General features: G+C 46.2%; 15 protein-coding genes. 5 read left to right on the top strand and 10 right to left on the bottom strand.

Annotated elements, in window-relative coordinates:
* Window positions 1-2 precede the first annotated feature (2 nt).
* Both GVN20_RS00600 and argB read right to left on the bottom strand, forming a co-directional pair.
* Window positions 3-464 carry a RidA family protein gene (locus GVN20_RS00600; protein ID WP_166556481.1) on the bottom strand — a complete coding sequence of 154 codons (462 nt, stop codon included), beginning with the start codon at window positions 462-464 and terminating at the stop codon, window positions 3-5.
* A gap of 47 nt (window positions 465-511) precedes the next feature.
* Window positions 512-1,321 carry an acetylglutamate kinase gene (gene argB / locus GVN20_RS00605; protein WP_166556482.1) on the bottom strand — a complete coding sequence of 270 codons (810 nt, stop codon included), beginning with the start codon at window positions 1,319-1,321 and terminating at the stop codon, window positions 512-514.
* Window positions 1,322-1,366: 45 nt separating this feature from the next.
* On the opposite strand from argB, the gene recO reads away from it, so the two are divergent.
* Window positions 1,367-2,062 carry a DNA repair protein RecO gene (recO, locus tag GVN20_RS00610; RefSeq protein WP_166556483.1) on the top strand — a complete coding sequence of 232 codons (696 nt, stop codon included), beginning with the start codon at window positions 1,367-1,369 and terminating at the stop codon, window positions 2,060-2,062.
* Between the two features lie 27 nt (window positions 2,063-2,089).
* On the opposite strand, the gene GVN20_RS00615 is transcribed toward recO, so the two are convergent.
* From GVN20_RS00615 to GVN20_RS00625, 3 genes are all read right to left on the bottom strand, one after another.
* Complete coding sequence (locus GVN20_RS00615) at window positions 2,090-2,821, bottom strand: metallophosphoesterase family protein (protein WP_166556484.1); 732 nt, start codon at window positions 2,819-2,821, stop codon at window positions 2,090-2,092.
* A 194-nt stretch (window positions 2,822-3,015) separates the two neighbouring features.
* On the bottom strand, window positions 3,016-3,300 hold the full coding sequence (locus GVN20_RS00620; RefSeq protein ID WP_166556485.1) for a 2TM domain-containing protein: 285 nt from the start codon (window positions 3,298-3,300) through the stop codon (window positions 3,016-3,018).
* 177 nt (window positions 3,301-3,477) lie between these two features.
* Window positions 3,478-4,158 carry a hypothetical protein gene (locus GVN20_RS00625; protein ID WP_166556486.1) on the bottom strand — a complete coding sequence of 227 codons (681 nt, stop codon included), beginning with the start codon at window positions 4,156-4,158 and terminating at the stop codon, window positions 3,478-3,480.
* 403 nt (window positions 4,159-4,561) lie between these two features.
* On the opposite strand from GVN20_RS00625, the gene GVN20_RS00630 reads away from it, so the two are divergent.
* Entirely contained in the window at window positions 4,562-6,187 is a 1,626-nt protein-coding gene (locus GVN20_RS00630; protein ID WP_166556487.1) for an ABC-F family ATP-binding cassette domain-containing protein, read from the top strand.
* 62 nt (window positions 6,188-6,249) lie between these two features.
* Here GVN20_RS00630 and GVN20_RS00635 read toward each other — a convergent pair whose 3' ends face one another.
* Window positions 6,250-6,930 (bottom strand): LytTR family DNA-binding domain-containing protein, encoded by a 681-nt coding sequence (locus GVN20_RS00635; protein ID WP_166556488.1) that lies wholly within the window; start codon window positions 6,928-6,930, stop codon window positions 6,250-6,252.
* A 3-nt stretch (window positions 6,931-6,933) separates the two neighbouring features.
* Complete coding sequence (locus tag GVN20_RS00640) at window positions 6,934-7,674, bottom strand: sensor histidine kinase (protein WP_166556489.1); 741 nt, start codon at window positions 7,672-7,674, stop codon at window positions 6,934-6,936.
* Window positions 7,675-8,333: 659 nt separating this feature from the next.
* On the opposite strand from GVN20_RS00640, the gene GVN20_RS00645 reads away from it, so the two are divergent.
* On the top strand, window positions 8,334-13,901 hold the full coding sequence (locus GVN20_RS00645) for an alpha-2-macroglobulin (RefSeq protein WP_166556490.1): 5,568 nt from the start codon (window positions 8,334-8,336) through the stop codon (window positions 13,899-13,901).
* Window positions 13,902-13,946: 45 nt separating this feature from the next.
* On the opposite strand, the gene GVN20_RS00650 is transcribed toward GVN20_RS00645, so the two are convergent.
* The gene (locus tag GVN20_RS00650) at window positions 13,947-15,416 is read right to left on the bottom strand and encodes a M20/M25/M40 family metallo-hydrolase (protein ID WP_166556491.1); all 1,470 of its coding nucleotides are present in this window, start codon (window positions 15,414-15,416) and stop codon (window positions 13,947-13,949) included.
* Between the two features lie 87 nt (window positions 15,417-15,503).
* Window positions 15,504-16,787 carry a DUF2851 family protein gene (locus GVN20_RS00655; protein ID WP_166556492.1) on the bottom strand — a complete coding sequence of 428 codons (1,284 nt, stop codon included), beginning with the start codon at window positions 16,785-16,787 and terminating at the stop codon, window positions 15,504-15,506.
* A 155-nt stretch (window positions 16,788-16,942) separates the two neighbouring features.
* Here GVN20_RS00655 and GVN20_RS00660 point away from each other — a divergent pair, with 155 nt between their 5' ends.
* Window positions 16,943-21,925, top strand: a complete 4,983-nt coding sequence (locus GVN20_RS00660; RefSeq protein WP_166556493.1) for a hypothetical protein — start codon at window positions 16,943-16,945, stop codon at window positions 21,923-21,925.
* Window positions 21,926-22,182: 257 nt separating this feature from the next.
* Here the strand turns inward: GVN20_RS00660 and GVN20_RS00665 are convergent, their stop codons facing one another.
* Window positions 22,183-23,508: an Nramp family divalent metal transporter gene (locus GVN20_RS00665; protein WP_166556494.1), complete on the bottom strand. Its 1,326-nt coding sequence runs from the start codon at window positions 23,506-23,508 to the stop codon at window positions 22,183-22,185.
* Between the two features lie 284 nt (window positions 23,509-23,792).
* Between GVN20_RS00665 and GVN20_RS00670 the strand changes: the two genes are divergently transcribed.
* Entirely contained in the window at window positions 23,793-24,446 is a 654-nt protein-coding gene (locus GVN20_RS00670) for a metal-dependent transcriptional regulator (protein WP_166556495.1), read from the top strand.
* Window positions 24,447-24,533: the final 87 nt, after the last annotated feature.

Consider the following 24,533-nt stretch of genomic DNA (forward strand, 5'->3'; position numbering starts at 1 on the left):
ATTTACGCCAGTTCAAAAATTACTTCAATTTCGATTGCGGCCATGCGCGGGAGAGAGCCCATTCCTACGGCGCTACGGGCGCCAACGCCTTTTTCGGGCCCCCAAATTTCGGCAAATAATTCGCTGCAACCGTTCATGACGAAGGCGTGCTGTTCAAATTCAGGAACGGCGTTAATCATGCCCAGAATTTTCACAACTTTATTGATTTTATCGAGGCTGCCGAAATAAGAACGAAGCGTAGCAAGCAACAAATAGCCCGTTTTGCGGGAGGCTTCTTTTGCCTCTTCGGCGGTGAGGTCTCGGCCTACTTTGCCCGCAATGAGGCTGCCGTCGAGGTCTAAAGAGATGTGTCCAGAAATGTAGGCCAAATTGCCCGTTACAACGACGGGTGTATAAACGCCTCCTTTGGCGGGAGGTGATGGAAGCGTAATTCCCAGATTGACAAGGTTTTGTTCGGGAGTCATGTTATTATAGGATGATGAAAAAATGAGAAAAATGGCGATAGATTGAATTAGCCAAGCGTAAGTTTTGTGCCAGCTGTTTTTTTGGTTAATGCCAGACCGAGTTGGTCGGCGTGGCAAATAGTCACTTCCGCAACGCCGTTGCGCAGGGCCGCAAAGGCATTGTCCAGTTTCGGAATCATGCCTTTATAAATAGCTCCTGCGGTTTTGCACGTGGCGTAGAGTTCAGGGGTCAGTACAGGAATGACGGTGTCGTCGTTGTCGGCATCGAGCAATACGCCGTTTTTTTCAAAACAATAAACCAGATTTACGTCATAAAATTCTGATAAACCAACGGCTACGGCCGAGGCCATGGTGTCGGCATTGGTGTTGAGCATCACGCCCAAGGCGGGGTCAAACGTTAAAGGTGCGATGATGGGCAGGAGTTTGTTTTTCAGGAAGGCCGTCAATTGTTTGCCATTGACCGCGTCAATATCCCCCACAAAACCGTAGTCAATCACGGGGTCTACTTTGTCGTTGACGGGGCGTTTGTGCGCTCGAATCAGGCCCGCATCAGCGCCAGTAAGCCCGATGGCGTTGCTGTTTAATGATTGAAGGGTGGCCACGATGTTTTTGTTTACCAATCCTCCGTAGACCATTGTTACCACATCGAGCATGGCGTGGTCGGTGATACGGCGCCCTTCCACCATTTCGGTAGGGATTCCCAATTTTTCGGCCACTTGGGTGGCGATTTTACCTCCTCCGTGGAGCAAAATCTTATTGCCTTTCAACGCCGCAAAAGAGGTCAGAAAAGAACGTAGCGCCTCGGAATTGTCGATTATATTTCCGCCAATCTTGACAACGTATAGCTTTGGTTTCATAAGAATCTGTACATTTTGTGTTATTTTCGCTTCAAAGTTACACTCATGCTCCACAAAACACGCGGTATTGTTCTCAATTATATTCGCTACCGTGAAACTTCTATTATCGTTAAGATTTACACCGAAGATTTTGGCATTCAAAGTTACATTGTCAATGGCGTAAGGAGTGCAAAATCCAAAACCAACCGCATCGCTCTTTTTCAGCCGCTTACTTTATTGGATTTGGTCGTTTATCATAAAAACAAAGAGCAAACCATTCATCGGCTTTCGGAAGTGAAGTGCAGTTTGCCGTTTCGAAGTTTGCCGTTTGATTTTATCAAATCCAGCATTGCGTTGTTTGTGACGGAAATGTTGGTCAAAACCCTGCGCGAAGAAGAAGCCAATCAGCCGCTTTTTCATTTTTTGATGGAAGGGATTATCTATCTCGAAGAAGCCGACCAACATTTTGAGAATTTTCACTTGCAGTTTCTGGCTAAATACGCCTTTTATCTGGGGTTTGGGGCCGAAACTGTCTATGAAATGGAACAGCAACTCAAAGAAAATCTCTATCCTTACGCACTAGATGCTCCCACCCGCGAAGTCACTCAAAACTTCATTTTGATGCCGTTTGATTACCCTGCGTTGTTGGACCGACAGCGTCGGGGGCAGTTATTGGATACCCTTATTTTTTACTTCAAAATCCATTTAGAAGGTTTGGGCGAAATCAAATCGTTGGATGTATTGCGGGAGTTGATGAGGTAAGTATCTGATTGTGAATTTATTGTATTCTTAATTGTTTCGCCCTTTTTCGTTGGGGTATAAACTTTGCACTACGTCGCTTTGCCAAAACTCCTTGGTGTCAATGTCCATGATACTGAGTCTGCCGTGAAAAGCGGCCCCCGTGTCTATGTTCCAAACCGTGGCAGCGTGCATCGGAACCTCAATGTTATAATTGAGCGTTGGGGTATGGCCGATGAATATTTCTTTAAAGAGTTTCAAGCGTTTGGGAATCATGGTTTCGTCTTTTTGATTCCGGCGTTCTATCGTCAGCGCGGTTTCCCAGAGGGTTCGATCCCACAAAAAATTGTTGTCATCGTGCTCATCTTCGGGGCCGTGAATGGAGCCAAACCCCGCATGCACAAACAGACGGTTTTGGGAATCGATGTGATAACTTTTCAATTGGTTGAAAAATGACAAATGGATTTGGCGAGTTTGAAAATCCATGTAGCGGTAGCTCTCTGCGGTGCTGCTTCCGCCGTGCATGAGCCATACGTGGGGCGCAAGGCCGCTGTCGAGCCAGTTTTCGCACCACATATCATGGTTTCCTTTCATAAAAAGGCAGGTTTGCTTAGTAGCAAGTTCCATCAGAAATTCAATGACCTGTGCGGATTCACTCCAACCATCTACGTAGTCGCCCAAGAAGATAAGGGTATCGCTGGGTTGAATCTCCGCGCGTCCAAGCGCTTGCAACAAAGCCTTCAGTCCACCGTGTATATCACCAATTACTAACGTTCTCTTCATCGTTTTGGGTAGCCGCCGCTTTTTCAAAACTAAGGTGTTGACGGATACAAATGTTGGCTAAATGATTAGCAAATGCAACCTATTCTTCATTTTTCATCACGGAAATGGGGGATAAGTTTAACGTTTGTAGCTAAACTCATCCCCCATTTTTTTGCAACTCAACCCTGAGATTGGCTAATAATGGTGAGCAGTTTTTAGTTTTCTCTTTCCTGACGAATCAGTTTTAGGTATTCTTCTTCCGTGGCTTTTTGTTCGTCCAGTAGCAGGCCGTAAGCTCCGATGCCGTGAAACCCTAAGCCAATACCCCACGCCCACCACAAATCAACGGGTACTCGGCCGCCTGAGACCAGACACAGCAACGAAATAACAGAACAAACGATTAAATAAACGATGGCGTGTTTTTGAAATTTCACCCGACGGCGGGCAATTTTCATTAAAAATTCATTGCGTTCGGGAGCGGAGGTGAAGGTTGTGTTCATGGTTATAAAGGTTTTAAGTTTCGGTTAATTTTTTTTTTGAATTAGGTGCTTTCGGCTGTTTGTTGAATCAAAAGTAGCAAGTGCGGAGGCACTTTGCCGGCAAATTCCGACGAAGCGTAGAAAGCGTTGTATCAGATTTAATAGGAGGGGAGTGAAATGTGAAGTAGTAATATTAGATTAACTCTCTATCTCTTTATTTGCTTTGTTTACAATACGCCATTTTTCTAACTTACTTTCTAGCAAGTATTTATAAATCAAGGACTTAGAGTTGCTGTTTAGCTTGATTAATACTAATAACTTGGTACTGTCTTTTGAAAAAACAGGAGAAGAAATCTGCAAAACAGTACTGCGACCGTACCAATTTTTCAGATTTTGATAAATTTCTCCCCTTAATGCCCCCTTTTTTCTAAGGCCAATAAAAAAAATAGAGAGCGAGTCTGAACTTACTCCTTTCATCGCTAAATGATTTGCTTCAAAATTGAGAGCCTTACTTGAGTCAATAGCTGCATACATTGAATTGACTTCATCCAGTCTTAAAAGTTTCTTATCTACATAGGTATTAAGTTCGCTCAGAGTAATATAAAGAACAAGAGGTGGGGGTGGTTCAGTTGGGTTGGCAGATTTTAGGAAATAATCATCTCCCCATTGCGTTTTATAGACTCGAATAGACTCTTTGACTAAAAGTAAATCTTTTCTATGTAATGAATCGCTATCAAATAATTGATTTAAAGCATTGTAGAGTTTGCTGTTTGCTTTATGATTTATAATAGCCGACTGACCATTTTTATTGGAATTGCACGAGCTAATCAGTAAGGCTATGCTGAGCTTTAAAAGGAAAATATAGAGATTTTTAAGCATGGTATAAATGTAAATAATTCGCCTCAAAAAACGCCCGTTTTTGTGAGACAAGAATCAATCCTGAAAACTCTTCCAAATAAACGCTCAAAATTGTCGCAACGAATCGTCCGCGCAGGCGGCCCTGTCATAAATCAATGTCTCAATGTGTCGTTTTGGCATGACATAGTGAGATATTTTTATTGTATCCAGATGTAAGCGTCAACCTACAAAAAATCTGTAACAGCCGGGGCATTTGTGATGAATCATAAATCATCTGCCAGTCACCAAAATGGGTTATCTCTTTCGCTGACCAATGGAGATGGCCAGAACAAGCAAGGCCATTGAACAGGTATATTTATAATCCGTATTCCCCCGAAAATTTTGTATTTTTGCAGCATCTTTTACAGAAAATTTCAATTCATTAATGATAACGGTATCAAACGTGTCGTTGCGCTACGGTAAACGGGTGCTTTTCGACGAAGTAAATATTAAATTTAACCCGGGCAACTGCTACGGGGTCATTGGGGCGAACGGGGCGGGGAAATCCACCTTTTTGAAAATTTTGTCGGGCGAAATAGACCCACAGACGGGTACGGTTGCCATTACGCCTGGCCAACGCATGGCCGTACTGAAACAAAATCAGTTTGAGTTTGACGAGTTTCAGGTGTTGCAAACGGTGATCATGGGGCACAAACGCCTCTATGACATCATGATGGAAAAAGACGCCATCTACGCCAAAGAAGATTTTACGGAAGCCGACGGCGAAAAGGCCGCCGACTTGGAAGCCGAATTTGCCGAGTTGGACGGCTGGGAAGCAGAGCCCGAAGCGGCCTCTCTATTGAGCGGTTTGGGTATCAAAGAAGACCTTCACTATGCCCAGATGACCGACCTCGATCCTAGCCAAAAAGTGCGGGTGTTATTGGCCCAGACTCTTTTCGGCAACCCTGATATTTTGCTGTTGGATGAGCCTACCAACAACTTGGACGTAGAAACGGTGATGTGGTTGGAAAACTTTTTGAACAACTTCAAGAACATCGTCATCGTGGTTTCCCACGACCGTCACTTCCTCGACCAAGTGTGTACGCACGTGGTGGATATTGACTTCAGTAAGGTGCAGATGTACGGCGGTAACTATACCTTCTGGTATGAATCAAGCCAATTGGCGTTGAAACAACGCGCCGACCAAAACAAGAAATCAGACGAGAAGCGGAAAGAATTGGAGGAGTTTATTCGTCGTTTCAGTGCCAACGTCGCCAAGTCGAAGCAGGCAACGGCACGGCAGAAAATGTTGGAAAAACTCAACGTCGACGAAATCAAGCCTTCGTCGCGTAAGTATCCTTACATCAATTTCAAACCTGAGCGCGAAATCGGCGATCAGGTATTGAGCGTAGAAGGTCTTTCCAAAACCGCCGAAGACGGAACCAAACTGTTTGACAACGTCACGTTCCGTCTGAATCGGGAAGATAAAGTGGCCTTTATCGGGCGCAATACCTTGGCCATCACGGCCTTGTTTGAGATTCTTCAGGAGCAAATCAAACCTGATTCGGGCGATTTTAAATGGGGCGTAACGGTCACCAATGCGTATTTCCCGAAAGACAGCGACCATTATTTCCAAACCGACGACAACCTAGTGGATTGGCTACGTCAGTTTTCCAAAGAAAAAGACGAGAGCTTTATTCGCGGATTTTTAGGTCGGATGCTGTTTTCGGGCGAAGAATCGCTCAAAAAAGCCAGTGTGCTTTCAGGCGGTGAAAAGGTACGTTGTATGCTCTCGAAAATGATGCTTTCGGGCTCCAACTTCCTAACCCTCGACGACCCCACCAATCACTTGGACCTGGAATCTATCACCGCGCTTAACAACGGTTTGATTGAATTTAAAGGTGCGATGATGTTTTATTCGCACGACCACCAATTCATTCAAACAATAGCCAATCGCATCATCGAAGTTACGCCAAACGGCATCATTGATAAACTCATGACCTACGACGAATACATCACCGACGACCGCGTAAAAGCGCAGCGTGAGGCGTTGTATGGAGAGTTGGTGTAAATCACTGAATTAAAGTAATATGTACGAAGAGAGCCGCCAAATAAAAGGGCGGCTCTCTTTTTTTATCGCAACAGCAACCGCTCCAGGCCCTCGCGGTACAGTTCGCCGATCGGCACATTTCCTTTGGCCAAGGTGAGTTGATGGCGTTCTATTTTTTGGATGGCTTCAATCGCGACAATAAACGATTTATGAACACGCATAAATCGGTCCGACGGTAATAAACTCAACATCTCAATCATGGTCATGCGTGTGATGACGCGGCGATTTCGCTCGTAAATGAACAGCAGGTTTGTATCGGACTGAATGTATTGGATCTCGTTCAAAGACACCCGTATCCAATCGTAGCCTTCCTTGACAAAAATGGAACTTTGACCTTCTACGCGTTGGCTCAAGTGCGCATGAACCCGATTGGCCGCCTGCAAAAAACGGTCAAATTCGATGGGTTTCAGCAGATAATCAAGGGCCTGCACCTCAAACCCCTGCACGGCGTATTCGGAATAGGCGGTGATGAATATGATCTGCGTTTGTCCGCGCAGAATGCGTGCCAGTTCCGTACCGGGCAGATCGGGCATTTTTACATCTAAAAAAATGCAATCTACCCGTTCATTTTTTAGAAAAGCCAAGGCCTCTTTGACGCTCACAAACGTACGTTTTAAGGCCAAAAACGGCACCAGTTCTGCGTATTGCTCAATGACGGCCAAAGAGGCCGGTTCGTCGTCAATGGCGATGCAGGAGATTTTCATAGCTTACAGCTGAAGGGTCAAATCAATTTCAAAGGTATCTTTTTGTCGGTCACAATGGAAGGAATACCGGTCAGGATAAAGTAACGCCAAGCGTTTTTCGGTATTTTTCAGGCCCGTTCCTGCGCCTTTTTTTTCGGCGTGATGAGTTGTAATACTGTTTTCAACGCTAAGATGCAGTGTTCGGTCTTCCACGCGCAAGTCCACGCGCACAAAGCTCGGCTCATCAATGCTGACGCCATACTGAAACGCATTTTCGATCAACGGAATCAGCAGCAGCGGCGCAATGTCAGCCGGTTCCTGATCCCAAAACAGCGTGGATTGAATCGAAACATTGGGGTGCTCCGGCAAGCGGGCGCGCTGGAGGGCGATGTATTTTTCAATAAACGTCAGTTCTTTTTGAATATCTGTTTTCTCCTGTTGCACTTCCTCGACACTGTGCCGCAAAATCCCTGAAAGCTGTTGGACCAACTGCGCCGTGGAGGTATCTTTTTCGGTCAGTGCCGAGCTATAAATGGTATTGAGCGAATTGAACAAAAAATGCGGGTTCAACTGCGCTTTCAGGGTTTGAATCTCCGTTTCGCGTTGCCATTTTTCCAATTCTGCTTCCCGCCTGCGGCTTTGCCAAACGTACATGATGAGGGTAAAGAAGGCGGTGTAGAGGAGATAAAAGATAATATCATTAATCCCTAGTCCAAGTAACAAACTTACGAATCCGTTTTGAGTAAGAATCGTAAAAGAATCCATTAAAAGAGAAAAAAATGGACGAAAGAGATTACCATTATTTTTTTGAGTTTCTATCCATGCCTGATTTTTTTCATATTCGTAAGTGTAATTAAACAGTAACCAATCGTGAAAAGCCCAAAGAAAGATTTGAAGTAATATCAAAAACCCGAGGAATAAGCAAAATTTAATTGCAAAACGTTTAAACTGCTTTTGGATCAAATCCTGAAAAATATACAAGTAAAAGTAAGTTGATATTGAAGCCAACAAAAACGCATTGATAAAGGGAGCATTTTTGTTGGCAAATAAGTCTATTAGAATTGTTTGCCAAGGGATAAAGGCGTTTACATGTTCAGTGCGATAAATCCAGAGATAATCATGTAGAGCAAAAGTCCATAAGAGCAAAAAGATAAGAATGATAGCATAATGAAGCCCGAAAAGTCGCCATTTGTTGATTTGCATAGTGGTAAAGATAAGGATGATGATGCAAATCAAAAACAACCCAATGAAGCTTGAAAATAAAGGTGGCAAATGCCCTCAATGACGTGGCGAAAAGGTACATACGACAGGATGAAGTGGGTTTACAGGCCGCCAAATAAATGGCAAATTCTTTTGTTGTTTTGTGATAACAATTTCGCGTACTTTCAGCGTTAATACGCTTACATTCTAAACCTCTTACCCTAATGCGCTTCCTGTTCAGCAGTCGCTTTTTTGTCCTCGCTATTCGGGATTTAAAATCCCGAATCAGTTCTGTCACGGATTTTAAATCCGTAACAGCGCAGAAGTTCGTTCGCCTTTCCCTTTTTACTATCCTTTTTTCCACACTTTTCTTCACACAATGTGGAAAACTCAACGAAATTCGGGTGGTGGGGCGAAATTTTGAGGATGAGATCAATCTGGCGCAAAATCTGGTTTTTACGTTCAACAAAGACATTGTTCCCGAATCGGAACTGAACAGTTGGGAGTCAACCAAATTTGTGGAATTTATCCCGGCAGTGGCGGGAAAGTTTAAGTGGACCGCGCCCAACGAACTGATTTTTTCGCCCGCAAGCGGCTTTGAGCCCGCCACCGAATACCGCGCCGAGCTGAGCAAGGAGCTGGCAAAGAAAACCATTGAAAAACGCTATGATGTATCGGGCGAAGAGATCGAATTTCATACGCCATATCTCCAACTCACCGACGCCGAAACCTACTGGACCAAATCGCGCGAAACGGGAAAAGCATTGGCCAAAGCCAAACTGCATTTCAACTACACCGTTACCGGCAGCGAGGTGGGCGGAAAGTTGAAGGTGAAAAGTGAAGACAAACCGCTTACTTCTGCCGTTACCCAAAATCAAACGTCGGAGGCCGTTACGGTTTCCTTGACCGATGCCGCCGCCGATAAAAATGAACAACCGCTGGAAGTGTCGGTCGAAAAGGGCTTGAAAGTGCCCAATACCGCCTATGTCAGTAAAGAAGACATCAAGCTTTCCAGTACAATTCCCTCCGCCACGACCCTCGAAGTAAAAGAAGTAAAAACGGGTTTTGAGAACAACCGAGGCATGGTGCGCGTCGTGACCACGCAGGAACTCCAAAATGTGGATCTGTCGACCTTTTATACCATTCAGCCCGCCGTACAGACCAAGGCCGAACTGACCGAAAACGGGTTTATCATTCGGGGAGATTTTAACGAAACCGACACCTATGTTTTGACCTTGACCGACCAAGTGAAAGGCGTTTTGGGGGCGAACTTGGAAGAGGCGGTCAGCAAAGACCTGTTTTTTGGCATGATGCCCGCGAGTATTGCCTTTGTCAATAAAAAAGCGGTCTATCTTTCGTCCAAAGGGGCACGCAACGTAGGCGTTCAGATCGTAAACGTGCCTAAAGTGCAGGTAAAGATCGCGAAGATATACGAGAACAACATTTTACAATACCTCAGAAATAACCGCTACGAAGAGTACGGGTATTTGGGAGGCGACGACAATTGGGGACCTACGGGTGCCTATAATTATCAGGAAGATGACAACCAATCGTACAGCGATCTGATCGTCGACAAAACCGTTGAAACCGATAACCTGCCCAAAGTAAAGGGAGTTTCGGCGCTTAATCTGGGCTTGCCGGACGCACCCAACGCCTTTCGGGGTATTTATCTGGTGAGCGTGCAGTCGAAAGATGAGCAATACCAACGCGCCAACAAATTGGTGTCATTGTCGGACATTGGCCTGATCGCGAAGCAGGGCAAGGATGAGTTGTGGGTGTTTGCTAATTCCATCAAAACCGCCGAGCCGCTCGACAAGTTGGAGATCAGCCTTATCTCTTCCAATAATCAGACCGTACTGACGGGCAAAACCGACACTAAAGGCGTGGTTAAGTTTGAAAAACTATCGGAAAAAGCCCCTAATTTCTCCATTGCGATGGTCGTGGCTCACAGCGGTGATGCCCAAAGCCGAGAGGCTGATTTTAATTACCTCCTTCTGGAAGATACGCAGATTGAAACGTCGCGTTTTGAAGTGGAGGGCAAGCGCGACAATAATTCGGGTTTTGAAGCTTTTATCTACGGCGACCGCGATATTTATCGCCCTGGCGAGACGATTCACTTCAATACCGTGGTGCGTCAACAAAACTGGAAAAGTGTGGGGGAGGTACCGCTCAAAATTAAAGTGCTGCTACCCAACGGTAAAGAACTCAAAACTTATCGTGTAACGACCAACGGCGAAGGTGCGGTGGAAACGTCTTTGGCGCTCGACAAAGCGGCCGTGACGGGTGGCTACAGCGTGGAAGTATACAACGCAAACGAGGTATTGCTGGCTTCTAAAAAGCTCAATATTGAGGAATTTATGCCCGACCGCATCAAGGTAGATGCCAAAACCAATCAGGAATTTTACCAAACGGGCCAAACCATTACGCTCAACGCGACGGCGCTCAACCTGTTTGGCCCGCCCGCGTCGGGGCGTAATTATGAAATGGAGTTTTCGCTCAAGCGCAAAGCCTTTTTTGCGACTAACTATAAAGAGTACATTTTTGATATGCCCGACAATGCCGTTAAATTTGAAAATGTACTGCGGCAGGGCGTAACCGATGATAATGGATTAGTGAAAGAAGCATTTTCGCTCCCTGTCGAATACAAGGATTTGGGGGTATTGGAAGGAAAGATTTACGTCACGGTTTTTGACGAAACGGGCCGCCCCGTCAATCGCCTCAAGCGCTTTGATGTATTTACGCAGGAGGTGTTTTATGGCGTAAAAATGGCCGATAACTACGTGGGGCTCAATGCGCCAGTGCCTATTGGGTTGCTGGCGGTTGACAAAGACGGCAAGCCCAAATCAACGGCGCAGGCGCAAGTAGAGGTGATTCGCATGGACTACCAGACGGTGGTGGAAAAGCAAAATGATCAATTGCGTTATTCTTCCAAAAAGCGCGAAAAAGTGGTGTATTCCAACGTCGTGAATTTCAAAAACGGTTTGGCGGAAGTTCGTTACGTACCTACGGTATCGGGCGAGTATGAAGTGCGGATACGGCGTATAGGTGGGTCGGTGGGGACACCGACCACGGCAACGGGCTATTCGGTGGTTAACTTTTACGCTTACGGCTGGGGAAGTACTTCGGCCTCGTCGTTTGAAGTGAGCAACGAAGGTGAAGTGCTGATGGAATTTGACAAACCAAGTTATAAAGTAGGCGACAAAGCCACGGTTTTGTTCAAAACGCCTTTTGTGGGTAAATTGTTGGTCACCGTTGAGCGCAATAAAGTACTGGAGCACACCTATTTAACGACCGATAACAAATCTGCCGAATTCAGCTTCTCCGTGGGCAGTGATCATTTGCCTAATGTCTTTATTTCCGCAACCTTGATTCGACCGTTGGACAACTCCAACCTGCCGCTGACCGTAGCGCACGGGTTTGCTTCGGTCAAGGTCGAAGATGAAGATACGAAATTGCCTGTAGAGATTGTTGCCGTGGAAAAATCCCGTTCTAAAACCAAGCAAAAGATTCGCATCAAAACGGCCCGCAATGCGCAGGTGACCGTGGCGGTAGTGGATGAAGGGATTTTGCAAATCAAGAATTTTCAAACGCCAGATATTCATGGGTTCTTTTACCAAAAACGTGCCTTGGAGGTTAGTAGCCACGATTTGTACCCATTTCTGTTTCCCGAACTTTCATTGGCTTCCACCAGCAGCGTGGGGGGAGATGGTTATGATTTAGAAAAACGCATCAATCCACTTTCCAACGGACGGGTCAATTTGGTGGCCTACTGGTCTGGGCAACTGGACGCTGGCATGGACGGGGAAGCTGAATTTGAAGTCGATATTCCACAGTTTTCGGGTGACTTACGCATCATGGCCGTAGCCTATAAAGACAATGGTTTTGGTTCGGGCAACAAAAACATGAAAGTGGCAGACCCAATCGTAATCAGCACTGCTTTGCCGCGCTTCCTGAGCCCCGATGATGAACTGATTGTACCCGTCAATGTAACCAACACCGAAAAAACGGCTGCCAACGTGCAGGTAAGCCTGAGTGTGAACGGTCAGCTTCAGAATCTGCAGGCCAAAAGCCAAACCCTGAGCATTGCACCCGAAAAAGAAAGTCGTACTGCATTTGTGGTAAAAGCGGCACAGGCAATGGGCACGGGTAGTGTGACTGTGACGGTCAATAACGGCAAAGAAAAGTTTGTCGAAAAAACGGAATTGACGATACGTCCGGCCACTTCCCTGTTGAAAACATCACAATCCGGCGTGATAGCCGGCGGAAGCGCCGGGACGGTTGATCTCAGCGGCAACGGTTTTATTCCGTCTACCGTAAGCAGTAAATTGGTGGTAAGCCGCTCGCCGATGGTGCAGTATGCCAAAGCCCTGGATTATCTCTTGGGCTATCCGCACGGGTGCATCGAGCAGACGATCTCCAAAGCATTTCCGCAGTTGTATTTTGCCGACATCGCCAAGTCGATTGCGCCAAAGACCTACGTGGTTAAAAGCGGAGAGAGTGATTTTAATCCCACTTTCAACGTACAGGCGGCCATTCAAAAAATAGAAAGTATGCAGTTGCCGAGCGGTGCAGTGAGCTACTGGCCCGCCGGTACCGAAGAGTCTGCTTGGGGAACGGCTTACGCTACTCATTTCCTCATTGAAGCCCAACGGGCTGGATTTGAAATCAACCAATCGGCTTTGGGGCGCATGTTGGATTATTTGACCGTTAAAACGGGCTCACCTGCTACCGAGTATGATTACACCTACGACGAAGCAAGCGGCTACACGCAGGTAACAATTGCGAGCCGTTCGTCGCTGTACTCGCTGTATGCCTTGGCGATAGGCGGAAAAGCCAATCGCGCCTCGATGAATTATTACAAACAAAATCAACAGTTGTTGACATCAGATACGCGCTATCTGCTGGCGGCGGCTTTTAAGCAAATTGGGGATGAGCGCAGTTATGTTGCTTTGTTGCCAACTGCTTTGGCCGAAACCCGCTCTGCGCGCCAACTGAGCGGCAGTTTTGCGTCGCCTATTCGGAATATAGCACTGACGCTGAATACATTAATTGAAACCGATCCGAGTAACCTGCAAATTCCAACCTTGGCGCGTCGCCTGTCGCAGGCGCTCAATTCGACCGCATACTTAAATACGCAAGAGGCTGCGTTCTCGTTTTTGGCATTAGGCAAATTGGCTAAGAAAAATGCTGGTTCGACGGTAACGGCTAAGTTGGCAGTAGGCAGTAAGCAGTTGGCGGCATTTGATGGGAAAGATTTGGTATTACAATCACAAATTGCAAACCGTAAATTACAAATTACAGCTTCTGGCAAAGGTTCTCTTTACTGGTTTGCGCAAAGCGAAGGACTGAGCGCCTCGGGTGCGTATGTAGAAGAGGATGCTGGTCTGCGGGTACGCAAGCAGTTTTTGAGTCGTAACGGCCAGCCATTGAGTACCTTCCGTCAAAATGATTTAGTGGTGGTGAAAATCACGCTGACGAGTACCGATGGCTCGCCCGTGGAAAATGTGGTGGTCACGGACCTGCTTCCCGCAGCCTTTGAAATTGAAAACCCGCGCCTGACCGAGCCGCGCGACATGCCGTGGATTAAAGCACCAAGCATCCCAAATCATTTCGATATTCGCGACGACCGCATCAATTATTATACTACTGCCGATAACGCGCCGAAGACGTTTTATTACATGGTGCGGGTAATTACCAAAGGAACGTTCACACTCGGCCCAGTTTCGGCCGATGCGATGTATTCGGGCGATTTCAGAAGTTATTCAGGAGGTGGAAAAGTCAAAGTAGATTGAGGTTACTTTCGGGACGTCATTAGGGCGTCCCGAAAATAAATGATGTTAATTATCGTTCCATTTCCAGTCTTTTCCCAAAATCAATTCTTTTTTAAGGCCTTGAGCTACGAGCAAATCGCGGGTTTTATTGCTGTCCAATTTTTTGGCAGGAAGCGCATCGGCGTTGGCAAGTGCGTAGAGCAACATGGCCGAAAAACGCACACCATTGGTCATTTCTTCTCGATTGACAAGGTTGAAGTTGTCGCAGTCGGCGTGGTAGCAGCCGAAAACATTAGGCGCTAAACGACCCGCAGGTGCGCCCGTTGGAATGCCCTCCAGCATGAAAGGCTGGTGGTCTGAATGCAGTGCCGCACGACTGCCGACCAAGTTGGCAAAGTTTGCGTCTACTTTCTTTATTTGTTCGCCAACGGCCTGAAAAAAAGGAACTAGCTCATCGCGGCCACCTACGTTCATGCCCTGTACATTGTTAGTCATGTCGAGGTTCATCATGAATTTTACCTTGTCAATCTGCTTATTTTTTACGAGTTCTTTCACCACCTGACGCGAGCCCAATAATCCTTGCTCTTCACCCATGAAAAGTACAAAATCAATGGTTCGTTTTGGCTTTAATTTAAGGGCTTTAAAGGCACGGGCTATGTCCATAATCGTAAAGGAACCGAGGCCATTATCGGTGGCACCCGTGGCCAAATCCCACGAATCCAGATGTCCTCCGATGATGATACGCTCGTCGGTTTTTCCAGGCAAAGTAGCAATGATGTTGCGGGCTTTGATTTTTTTACTGACGTTGCGCATATCCACAATGGCGTGCAAATCCGTGTCTACTTTTATCCAATTTCTAATTTCTTCACCGCTTTCTTTAGAAATATTCACGGCAGGAATGGAAATCAGCGAGCCAGTCACGGAGGCGGTTCCCGTTAGGAGTACATTGCCTGGCACTTGATTGACCGTAATAATCGCCGTAGCGCCGTATTGAATGGCCAAGGCCGTTTTTTCGGAGCGGTGAAGATTCTTTTGACCGGGTTTTCCGTTGACCAAGCCGATGTTTGCCATCGCGATATTGCCTTTAATCTGCTCTCTTACCGCCTCAAAGTCTTCTTCTAAGCCGTTGCCAACATCAACAATGGCACCATTGACCCGCGCCTGCACGGGCGAGTGCGCCAAGGCCACGACGGGTACACTCCGAAAATTATCGCTTTTATTGGGGACAACTTCGAGCGTAACGGTGTCGCGCATCCATGATTCAACTTCAAACGGTTGGTATTTTACATCCGTATAACCGTACTTTTTGAATAAATTAAAAGCATATTGTTCTGCTTTGGCACCGTTGACACTGCCCGTTAGTCGGTGGCCGATAGTAGATACCGCATGGCCTAAAGTTTCGTACGCTCGGCTGTTTTTAAGGATATCTTCGTTGATTTTTTGGAAGGAAGAAACGAATTCATTGTCGCCTCGGAAAGCCAACAAAGCGACCAACAAAAGGCTTACTGAAGAAGCAGATAAAACTTGACGATACATACGGGGTTGTGGAAGCGTTAAGAACTTATAAAAATACAAAAAAGCAGACATTATCGTTTCTTCGCGCCAAAAGTAATTATCAAACGGTTAGGTATGTCGTAAAAGGGATGTGCCAATCGTGCAATTTAGACACTGTTTGGGCTGGCAAAAATGCGTGTAAAGTTCAATAACACTTTGAGAATCAAATGCCGTCTTCTTGGTTTGTTTCAACGCGGTCCAGATCTCTGTTATGTGGTTTTTTTCGGTAGGGAGTTGTTCTAAAAAGTCCATCGCTTTATCCAGAAAAACACGATTGTCGCGGGCTTCCGAATAAGCCACTAAAAGTGGAATGACAGTATTAATGACGATATTTTCAACCGATGATTTGCCCAATAGGGCTACTTTTGCCGACGCCTCTTTCTGAAACAAATAATGTTTTTGCCAATAAGCCGATTGCTCAACGCGTAGCAACCGACTCAATTGTTCAACGTTTTCGGCATGAATGAACAACGAAAAAAAGCTTGTTTGCTGCTGAATCAGGGTGGCCAATTGTGCAAGGCGCACCGTTGGAAAATTGGCGGGACGCAGACGTAAAAATTTCCATTCGTGCAGGCGGAGTTGGTGAGAATTCAGGCCATACTTGGCCGCTAAAAAAGTATATTCACGCTCTAGCGTAAGGGAATAATCGTCAGAATTTTGCGCGTTGGTAAGCAACCCCGATTGGCCCAATAGCATCGCTTCCAGTTGGGTACGATTGTCGCGGTGCTTTTGCAAGACTTTGAGGGGGAGTCCCTGCGCCAATCTAAGCATCGGTTCGGCGTTGATTTTAAAGCCAAAGTTTTGGGCCAACAACTGATAGGTTGTTTCTTCCCAATCTTGCTGATTTCGCACCAGCATTTCATGCACAGTGGCCGCCTTGCGTTGGAGGCGTTGCAGGAGTGCGCGGTCGAGCATGGAGCGTTTTTGGAGTTCGGGTACGTGTTCAAATTGACCGGCGCACGGAATCACCTCGTGGTTATCGATGAGCGAATGGTGTTTTTGAAGTAACACCAAGGATGTCAGCGGTTTGAGCGCGAGTGTAGGCACCAACGAGCCATCGGGGCGGGCAATGACGGCGTCGTTTTCCCAGACCACGTGCAGGATGACGCTGTCGTAGGTGCGGTCGTGCGTGTGGGTATGTCGGTGCCAATCGGAGCTTCGTAGGTGCATTTCTATGTTGCCCACCCATTCCAATCCGTCGATGAGCACCCGTCCATTCAGAAAATCGGGCCCTGCATTGGTATTGCGCAGCCCCACGGCCAAAATCTGAAGCGCCTCACCCGTAACGGTTTGCAGGTTGTTTTTTTGGAAATACTGAAATTGCCACAGGAAATACAGAAAATCTTCAGACATGGGCGTTGATTCAAAATAAAAAGGTCTTAAATTGAGTTATATTAAATGGTTTATTTTCTTCAAATTACGTTGTGTTTATGGGCATGTGCATGTCTACATAGTGGAGCCAAGTGATTTCAATAATACCCCTAAGAGTTTGTTTTAAAAACCTGTCTATGAAACCGTTCTCATTACTTATAATATGTGTTTTTATCTTGTTGGGTTTAAACACACAAGCCCAAGTCGTAAAGCTCTCCGAAGACCCCGCGCAGTTTATTGCCGATGCGCAAAAAATGATGGCGATGAGTGGCAGTCCGGCGTATGTCAAAGCGGCTAAGAACCTAGAAACGCTGTGGTTAGACAGTCGTATGACGCAAAATCACCAGAAAAGTATCATTGCGCTTTCGCGGCGCATGGTGGCCAAAGGCTATAAACCCGCAATGCCGCATTTTGAGCAGTTTTTTAGCGGCATCAATGCGGCCTTTAACGGAACCTACGCTAACCCCGCCGAAGTTGATAATTACCTGACCGTGGCTACGCAAGTGGTAGAAACCTATGATACAAAAAGCGCGCTTAAATATTTCGAAACGGCGCGAAACCTGTTCGAAAATCGCCTGATTTATCTCTCAAATTTTAACCGTTTGTTTGCCTTCGAGGGTACGTTCAGCTTTCGCTTTGTAGATGCGGCTGCCGATGCCGCCAAAGCAACCGACCCGACCAAACCTGTCGCTGCCAATGACGGATGGGGAAGTGTGACTGCCGATTCGACGGGGTTGCTCAGCAGCGCCACCGCTTACGAAAAAAAGCCTTTGCCCACCGTGACGGGAGCGCTTATTGAATTCAAAAATGTAAACTTAGTCATGACCACCGCCAATGACTCCGTTCCTATCACCCAAACCAACGGTCAGTTGGCGGTCAAAGAAGGAATTTGGCTCGGGAAAGGCGGGAAAATGACCTGGGAGATGGCGGGCACCCCCGATGTCTACGTTACATTTGGTGGTTATAGTTTTAACGTAGGTCTACCAAAACTCATTACCGACGACGCGAAGCTGAACTATACGGCCAAGCTTGACCAACCCATTGATGGACTTTTTGAGTACGAAAGCAAGCGGCGGCCCAAGGGGCAGCCGTCGCCGTATCCACGGTTTGTGTCTTATCAGAACGACGCGCAGTTGAAAGGACTGAGCAAAAATATGCGCTACAAAGGCGGCGTGTCGTTGGTGGGTTTGAAACTGTCGAGCGGTTCGTTAAGCCAGGAGCCTTCAACGCTGATTATCAGCAACGGCAACAAAACAGCGTTTAAATCAACGAGCCGTCGGTTCGAATTTGCCGACTCCCTCATTACGTCGCCGTTGGCAAGTTTTGCAACTTATTTGGGCGACAAAGATTCTTTGTATCACCCCGCCATTCGGCTTTCTTACAACGATTCGGAAGGACTGGTGAAGGTTCAAAAAGCCGAGCGAACGGGGTATCAAAATACCCTTTTTTCCGATTCGTACCATAAAATGTACATCGACGCCGAAATGGTACGCTGGAGTTTTGTGAAAAATGAAATTGAGTTTTCGGTCATTGCGGGAAAAAATGTCGTTCCGGTCCGTTTTGAATCCTTTAGTTTTTTCAAGCCAGAGCGTTTTCGGGCCATGAGCGAACAATACGGTTTTCATCCGTTGCTGATGGTGGCCAACTATATTTCTAAACAAAAAACACCGACCTTTTTTGCCGAAGATGTCGCACTGTTTTATAAACGTGACCCCGCGGCGCTGCGTACTGCCTTTAGTCAGTTGAATGTCGATGGGTACTTGGCTATTGAGCCCAAGACGGGACTGTACCGAATGGCCAGTAAAGGGCTTTTGTACGTGTTGGCCAATAACAAACAAACCGACTTTGACAATTTTCTGGTGTCGTCGCTCTATCCCGCCAACAGTACCACTGCCAATGCTTCTATTGACCTTAAAGACAATGTGTTAACGATTAGGGGGGTTGATAAATTTACCATTAGTGATTCCCTGAAAATCGTGGCTATTCCGTCAGACAAGCAAATCAAAGTCTACAAGAATCGGGATTTTATGATGAATGGCTTGCTGATGTCAGCTAACTTTAGGTTCAATGGGCGCGATCTGATGTTTAATTACGACAAGTTTTTTGTAGACCTGAACAAAATTGACAAGATTACGTATATCCCCAAAGAAGCCTATGATAAAGGAAGTTCGACCGAAGTGGGCGGCGATATTGTCTACGAAAAATCAGGAAGAATCTATCTAAACGACCCCGGAAATAAATCAGGGGGTAAGAAAAACTCGGTATTCCCGCGCCTGAGTGTGCCCGAAGGAATGACGGTTTATTTTGACCAACCCGATCGGGGAGAGCTCATCTACGATAAAAAAGTATTCTTCAAGATACCCTCATTGGATTATGACAGCCTCGGTACACAGGACATTGTGTTTATCGGGACATTTAATTCGGGGGGAATTTTCCCGCCGTTTCAGGCACAACTGCGCTCCATGCCCGACAATTCGTTAGGATTTAACTATACGCCTCCCGCGGCTGGTTATAAAGTATACGGGTCCAATACCACCGTAAAGTTTACAAAAGAACTGGTAATGGATAAGCAAGGGTTGCGCTCGCAGGGCGAAATTGCCCACTTGAGTGCGCGCATTCCGACCCAGGCCATGTTGTTTATGCCTGATTCATTGATTGCCAGTGGAGCGGAGGCTGAAATCAAGGAAGCGACCATTGGCAAAGCCTATTTTCCGAAAGTAGAGCTGCGCAATTATAGCCTACGCTGGATGCCCAAAGCCGATAGTATGTCGCTGACTACTAAAGGAAATACCTTTAATTTTTATAACGCTACCACCAAGCTAGACGGGCGTATTGTGCTGCGCTCTACGGGATTATACGGCAAGGGCCTTCTGCGTCGCGACGACTCCGAGCTTACTTCTCAGGATATTAAATTTAACAAAGAAGGGTTTTTGGCGGGAGAGTCGCAGTATAAAATTATCTCAGCCACCAACGCCACCCGGCCAGTGTTGTTAGGGCAAAATGTAGACATTGATTTCAACATCGTGAAAGGATTGGTGGGGATTGCTACGAACAAAAATTCGTTGGAAAACACATTGATGGAATTTCCGTTTGCCTCGTATCGAACATCTATCAACCGCGCGCAATGGAATATTAATGCCAAAACCATTGCGATGAAAGGCGATGTGGCTACGTCAACATTTACGGCGACCGCACCCGAACAAGAAGGCTTGACCTTCAACGGCTCGTCGGCATTGTATGAGATTGAAAAAATGACGCTCAACATCGGAGGGGTTCCGTTTATCAAAGCCGCTGATGCCAAGGTGCTACCTGACAAGGGTTTGGTGGTGGTGCGCCGCAACGGAGAAATGACACCGTTTAAAAACGCACGTTTGGTTCTTGATACGTTGAATGAATACCACCGCCTGAAAAACGGAAATATTCAGATTGTATCCCGTACAAAATTCTCGGGCGATGCCACCTACCTATATGCTACGGTAACCAATGACACCATTCCCGTCAAAATGGGAAATTTTGATTTGCGTCAGATAGCCACGGCTTCGGCCTCAACCAGTACCCGCGCTCCACAGAACAAAACAAAGGTATTTTCGACCGTTGCCCGGGCAGAGATTGTGGAGGTCGATAATTTTGTGGTGGGACCGAGGTTGCAGTACAAAGGTGGTATGACAATGTTGGCCCCCGAACCAAACCTGCAATTTGATGGCTACATCAAGCCCATTATAAAAAAACGCCCCGATTTGGTTGCATCTTGGATTCCATTCAAAGAAACGCCGACCAAAGATGTGGCGTTGAAAGTAACCCCCTCCCTCAAAAACGAGTCTGATTTGCCGATTTCGGTCGGATTACACTATCGTGCAGGAGCTGATGGGCTATACAGTACGTTCTTATCGCCCAAAGAAGCCCGCAATGACCAGACTATTTTTGAAGCACATGGTTTGTTACGTTTTGATGCGAAGAGCAAATTATTTAAAATCATTCCCGAGACCAAATCAGCGGATGAGCTAGTGGATGAGGAAAATGCGTACACCTTCAACGATGCCAAAGGCACCATCAGTTATGTGGGAAAACTTAACTTGATTAACGAAAGAGGCGAGAAAGAAGGAGAAGAGATGATTTTGGCGTCGGGAAGTGTGCAAACAAACATTGACAGCACTTCGTATCGTTTTAATACCCTGCTTTCGATGAATTTTCCCGCCAATCGGGAGATTATCACCAAAGCCGCAGAGAATATTGTTCAAACGAATCTGGATGAACAAAACAGCGACCCCGCAGAACCTGATTTTGAACGTTTAGGGGCAAAATTGACCGCCTTAATCGGTCGAAAAGCCACCGATAGCTACATTGCTCGTACGGCGGCGGCGTATAAGCCGCTGTTTGATGCATCGCCCAAATTTAATGCATCCTTGGTATTATCAAATGTTGATTTGAGGTGGTCGGCGCCGCAAAATGCGTTTTATAGTGTGGGTAAAATCGGGGTGTCAAACCTCGGTAACACCGACATAAATGCGGAGTTGGAAGGAATGGTTGAAATCCGCAAAAACGCCCGGGGAGATGAGGTGAGTATCTACATTGAGTCGTCGGAAGATGTTTGGTATTACTTTGACTGGCAGCAAGGAAAACTGGCAATGGTGTCGTCGGTGCAGGAAGTGAATGATTTTATTACGGTCAAATCACGTGATAAAAAGGAGTCAACAGTACTGCCTATCGGGCTAGAAGAGCGCGATATGTTTGTGAGCCGGTTTATGTCAATGTACCGTCCCAGACCTAAAAAGCCTACATTGGCCAAAGATACCAAGACACCCGCTAAGGGTACTCCTACCAAAGCCGCTCCTAGCGGCGGAACCAAAACTGCGGCCGCTGCTCCCGCCAAAACCAAAGAACCTAAAATAGAAGAGACGGAGGCCGAAGAAGAAATAACGGAGGAAACCGATACAAAAGTAGCCGATAAAGCAACTCCTGCCAAGGGCAAGAAAGACCCGAAAACGTCAACGGCAAAGGATACAAAAACAGCGGCTAAGCCGACTGACCCCAAGGCCAAGCCAGGGGCAAAAGTAGCGCAGACGCCCGCCAAAGTTCCTGTTAAGAAAAAAGAGAAAGAAGAGGAGAAAGAAGGGTTTTAGCGAAAAAAGAGTAAACAAATCGGCCAGTGATGAACTACGCTCTTTACTGGCCGATTTGTTTTGTGGTTCAAATGTAATACAACATCATAAAGCTGCTGAAAACGATAAAAAAAGTAAAAAAGGCTGCTAATAGGAAAAATGATAATGCTGTTACTGTGTCTTATAGAAAAGGGGACCAGATTTTATGAGTGCAAATATCTATGTTTATCTAGCGGTGCACAATACCGGAATTCAGGTATTTTTTAGGTAAAATACCGCTAAGTGAAAGTATCTATCAATAAATATACATTCAGTACCACAATGATGGCGGCAATTACCCAACTAACCGTCGAAAGTAAACGTGAGTTGACAAAACGACCCATCCAGTCGCGTTTGTTGGTGAAAAGAATCAGGGGAATCACGGCAAAGCTCAATTGGATGGAGAGAATTACTTGACTAAAAACAAGCAGTTCGCTCGTGCCATGTTCGCCGTATTGGATAGCAACAAACAACGCCGGAACAATCGCAATCAGCCGTGTGATTAACTGGCGAAGCCACGGTTTCATTTGTAGATTCAAAAATCCTTCCATCACAATCTGCCCCGCCATGGTGCCTGTGATGGTGGCGTTTTGGCCAGCGGCCAGCAAAGCCACGGCAAACAGCACGCTGGCCCATCGACTACCCAGAAGCGGGTCGAGGAGGTGGTGGGCGTCAGTAATGTCGGCTACTTGTTGGTTGCCTGTGGTATGAAATGTAGCCGCCGCCAAAATCAAAATGGCCGCATTAATAAAAAATGCAATGCCGAGCGACGCCGTTGAGTCGATAGTGGCATAACGGATGGCCGATTTACGCCCTTCATCCGTGCGTGCGTAGGCGCGGGTTTGGATAATGCTGGAATGTAAATATAAGTTGTGCGGCATGACCGTAGCGCCCAAAATACCAATGGCTACGTACAACATCCCTGGGTTGGTAATCACTTCTTTTTGCGGAATCAATCCACCCGCTACTTGGCTCCATTCGGGGTGAGAAACGATGACTTCGTACACAAAACACATCAATACGACGGCAATCAGCCCACCCACAATGCTTTCGATGATGCGGAACCCTTTGTTCTGAAAATATAAAATCAGCAATACATCCAAAGTAGTGATCACTACCCCCACCGATAACGGGATATGAAATAGCAGATTGAGGGCAATTGCGGAACCTAAAACTTCAGCCAAATCACAGGCTGTAATGGCTATTTCAGCCAATGCCCACAAAACGAGGGCTACTTTTTTGGGAAAATAAGCGCGGCAAGCCTGCGCCAAATCCATGCCCGTAGCAATACCCAGCTTGAGCGACAAGTGTTGTAAAAGCATGGCAAAGAGATTGGATATAAGAATAACAGACAACAGCGTATAGCCAAAGCGCGCTCCGCCTGCGATGTCGGTCGCCCAGTTTCCGGGGTCCATATATCCAACGGCAACCATTAAACCTGGCCCAATATAGGCCGACATTTTTTTCCAAAAACTGCCTTTTGTGTGTACGGTAATGCTTGCGTTGGTTTCGGAAAGGGATTGGCGGTCGAGAGGCATATTTTGGGTAGAGAGTATTAGTTTCATTGTTTTGTTCGTTTTGTGGCGACACAGCATTTAGTACTCAAAACAGCTGTGCCACCGAGGTGTTTTTATGGCTTGTTAATAATAGGCAATACAAATATAAGGGGTTTCAAATAATTTTTTTAGATTAGTCTAAATTTTTTATTTATCGTTTCTAAATTTTCTTTTTTGGTGAAAGTTATCAAGTATTTTTCCCTGAAATTCAGGGTTTTATCAAAGATGTTGGAATGGTGAGTGCAGAAAAGTGAGCGAAATTTTGTTTTTTTGTTGAAACAAACTGTAAAGTCTTGTATTCATTCACGGAAGAAAATTACCTCAAGACCATCTTTTACCTGTCAATCGGGACTCAGGAAGGTGTCTCAACCAATGCCCTCGCCGACAGTACCAATACGCGGGCGGCGTCGGTTTCAGATATGCTTAAGCGGTTGGCAGAGAAAGGATTGATTAATTATCAAAAATACCGGGGTGTCACCTTGACCGAAGAAGGTGAGCGGCTTGCGTTGTTGGTCATTCGGAAGCACCGTCTTTGGGAAGTTTTTTTGGCCGAAAAACTTCAGTTTGGTTGGGACGAAGTACACGTGATTGCCGAAGAACTGGAACATATACGCTCAGAGCGCCTGATTGAAAAACTGGACGCTTTTTTGGGGTATCCCAAGTTTGACCCCCACGGCGATCCAATCCCTAACGCTGCTGGCGAAATGCCCCGTTTTATTTACCGTAAACTCTCAGAAATTGTGGAAGGAACTACGGTGGTTATGACGGGAGTATCAGAACATTCCCCCGCGTTTTTGCAGCATTTGGATAAAGCGGGCCTCACCCTCGGTTGTCAACTGAAAGTGAACGAAATCAGCGATTTTGATAAATCAGTTAGCGTTTTGATTGACAACGTACGTACATTGTTTGTCAGTCATGAAGTTGCAAAAAACCTTTTGGTAAAATAACAGTTAAATTTTTTGAGCTTTATTAGGCAGAGTTGTTGATATTTCTCCCCATCTCCCCAACCTACTACCAGCTTCTTTGTACATTTG

It is taken from the genome of Runella sp. CRIBMP (assembly GCF_009905605.1).
Lineage (GTDB): Bacteria > Bacteroidota > Bacteroidia > Cytophagales > Spirosomataceae > Runella.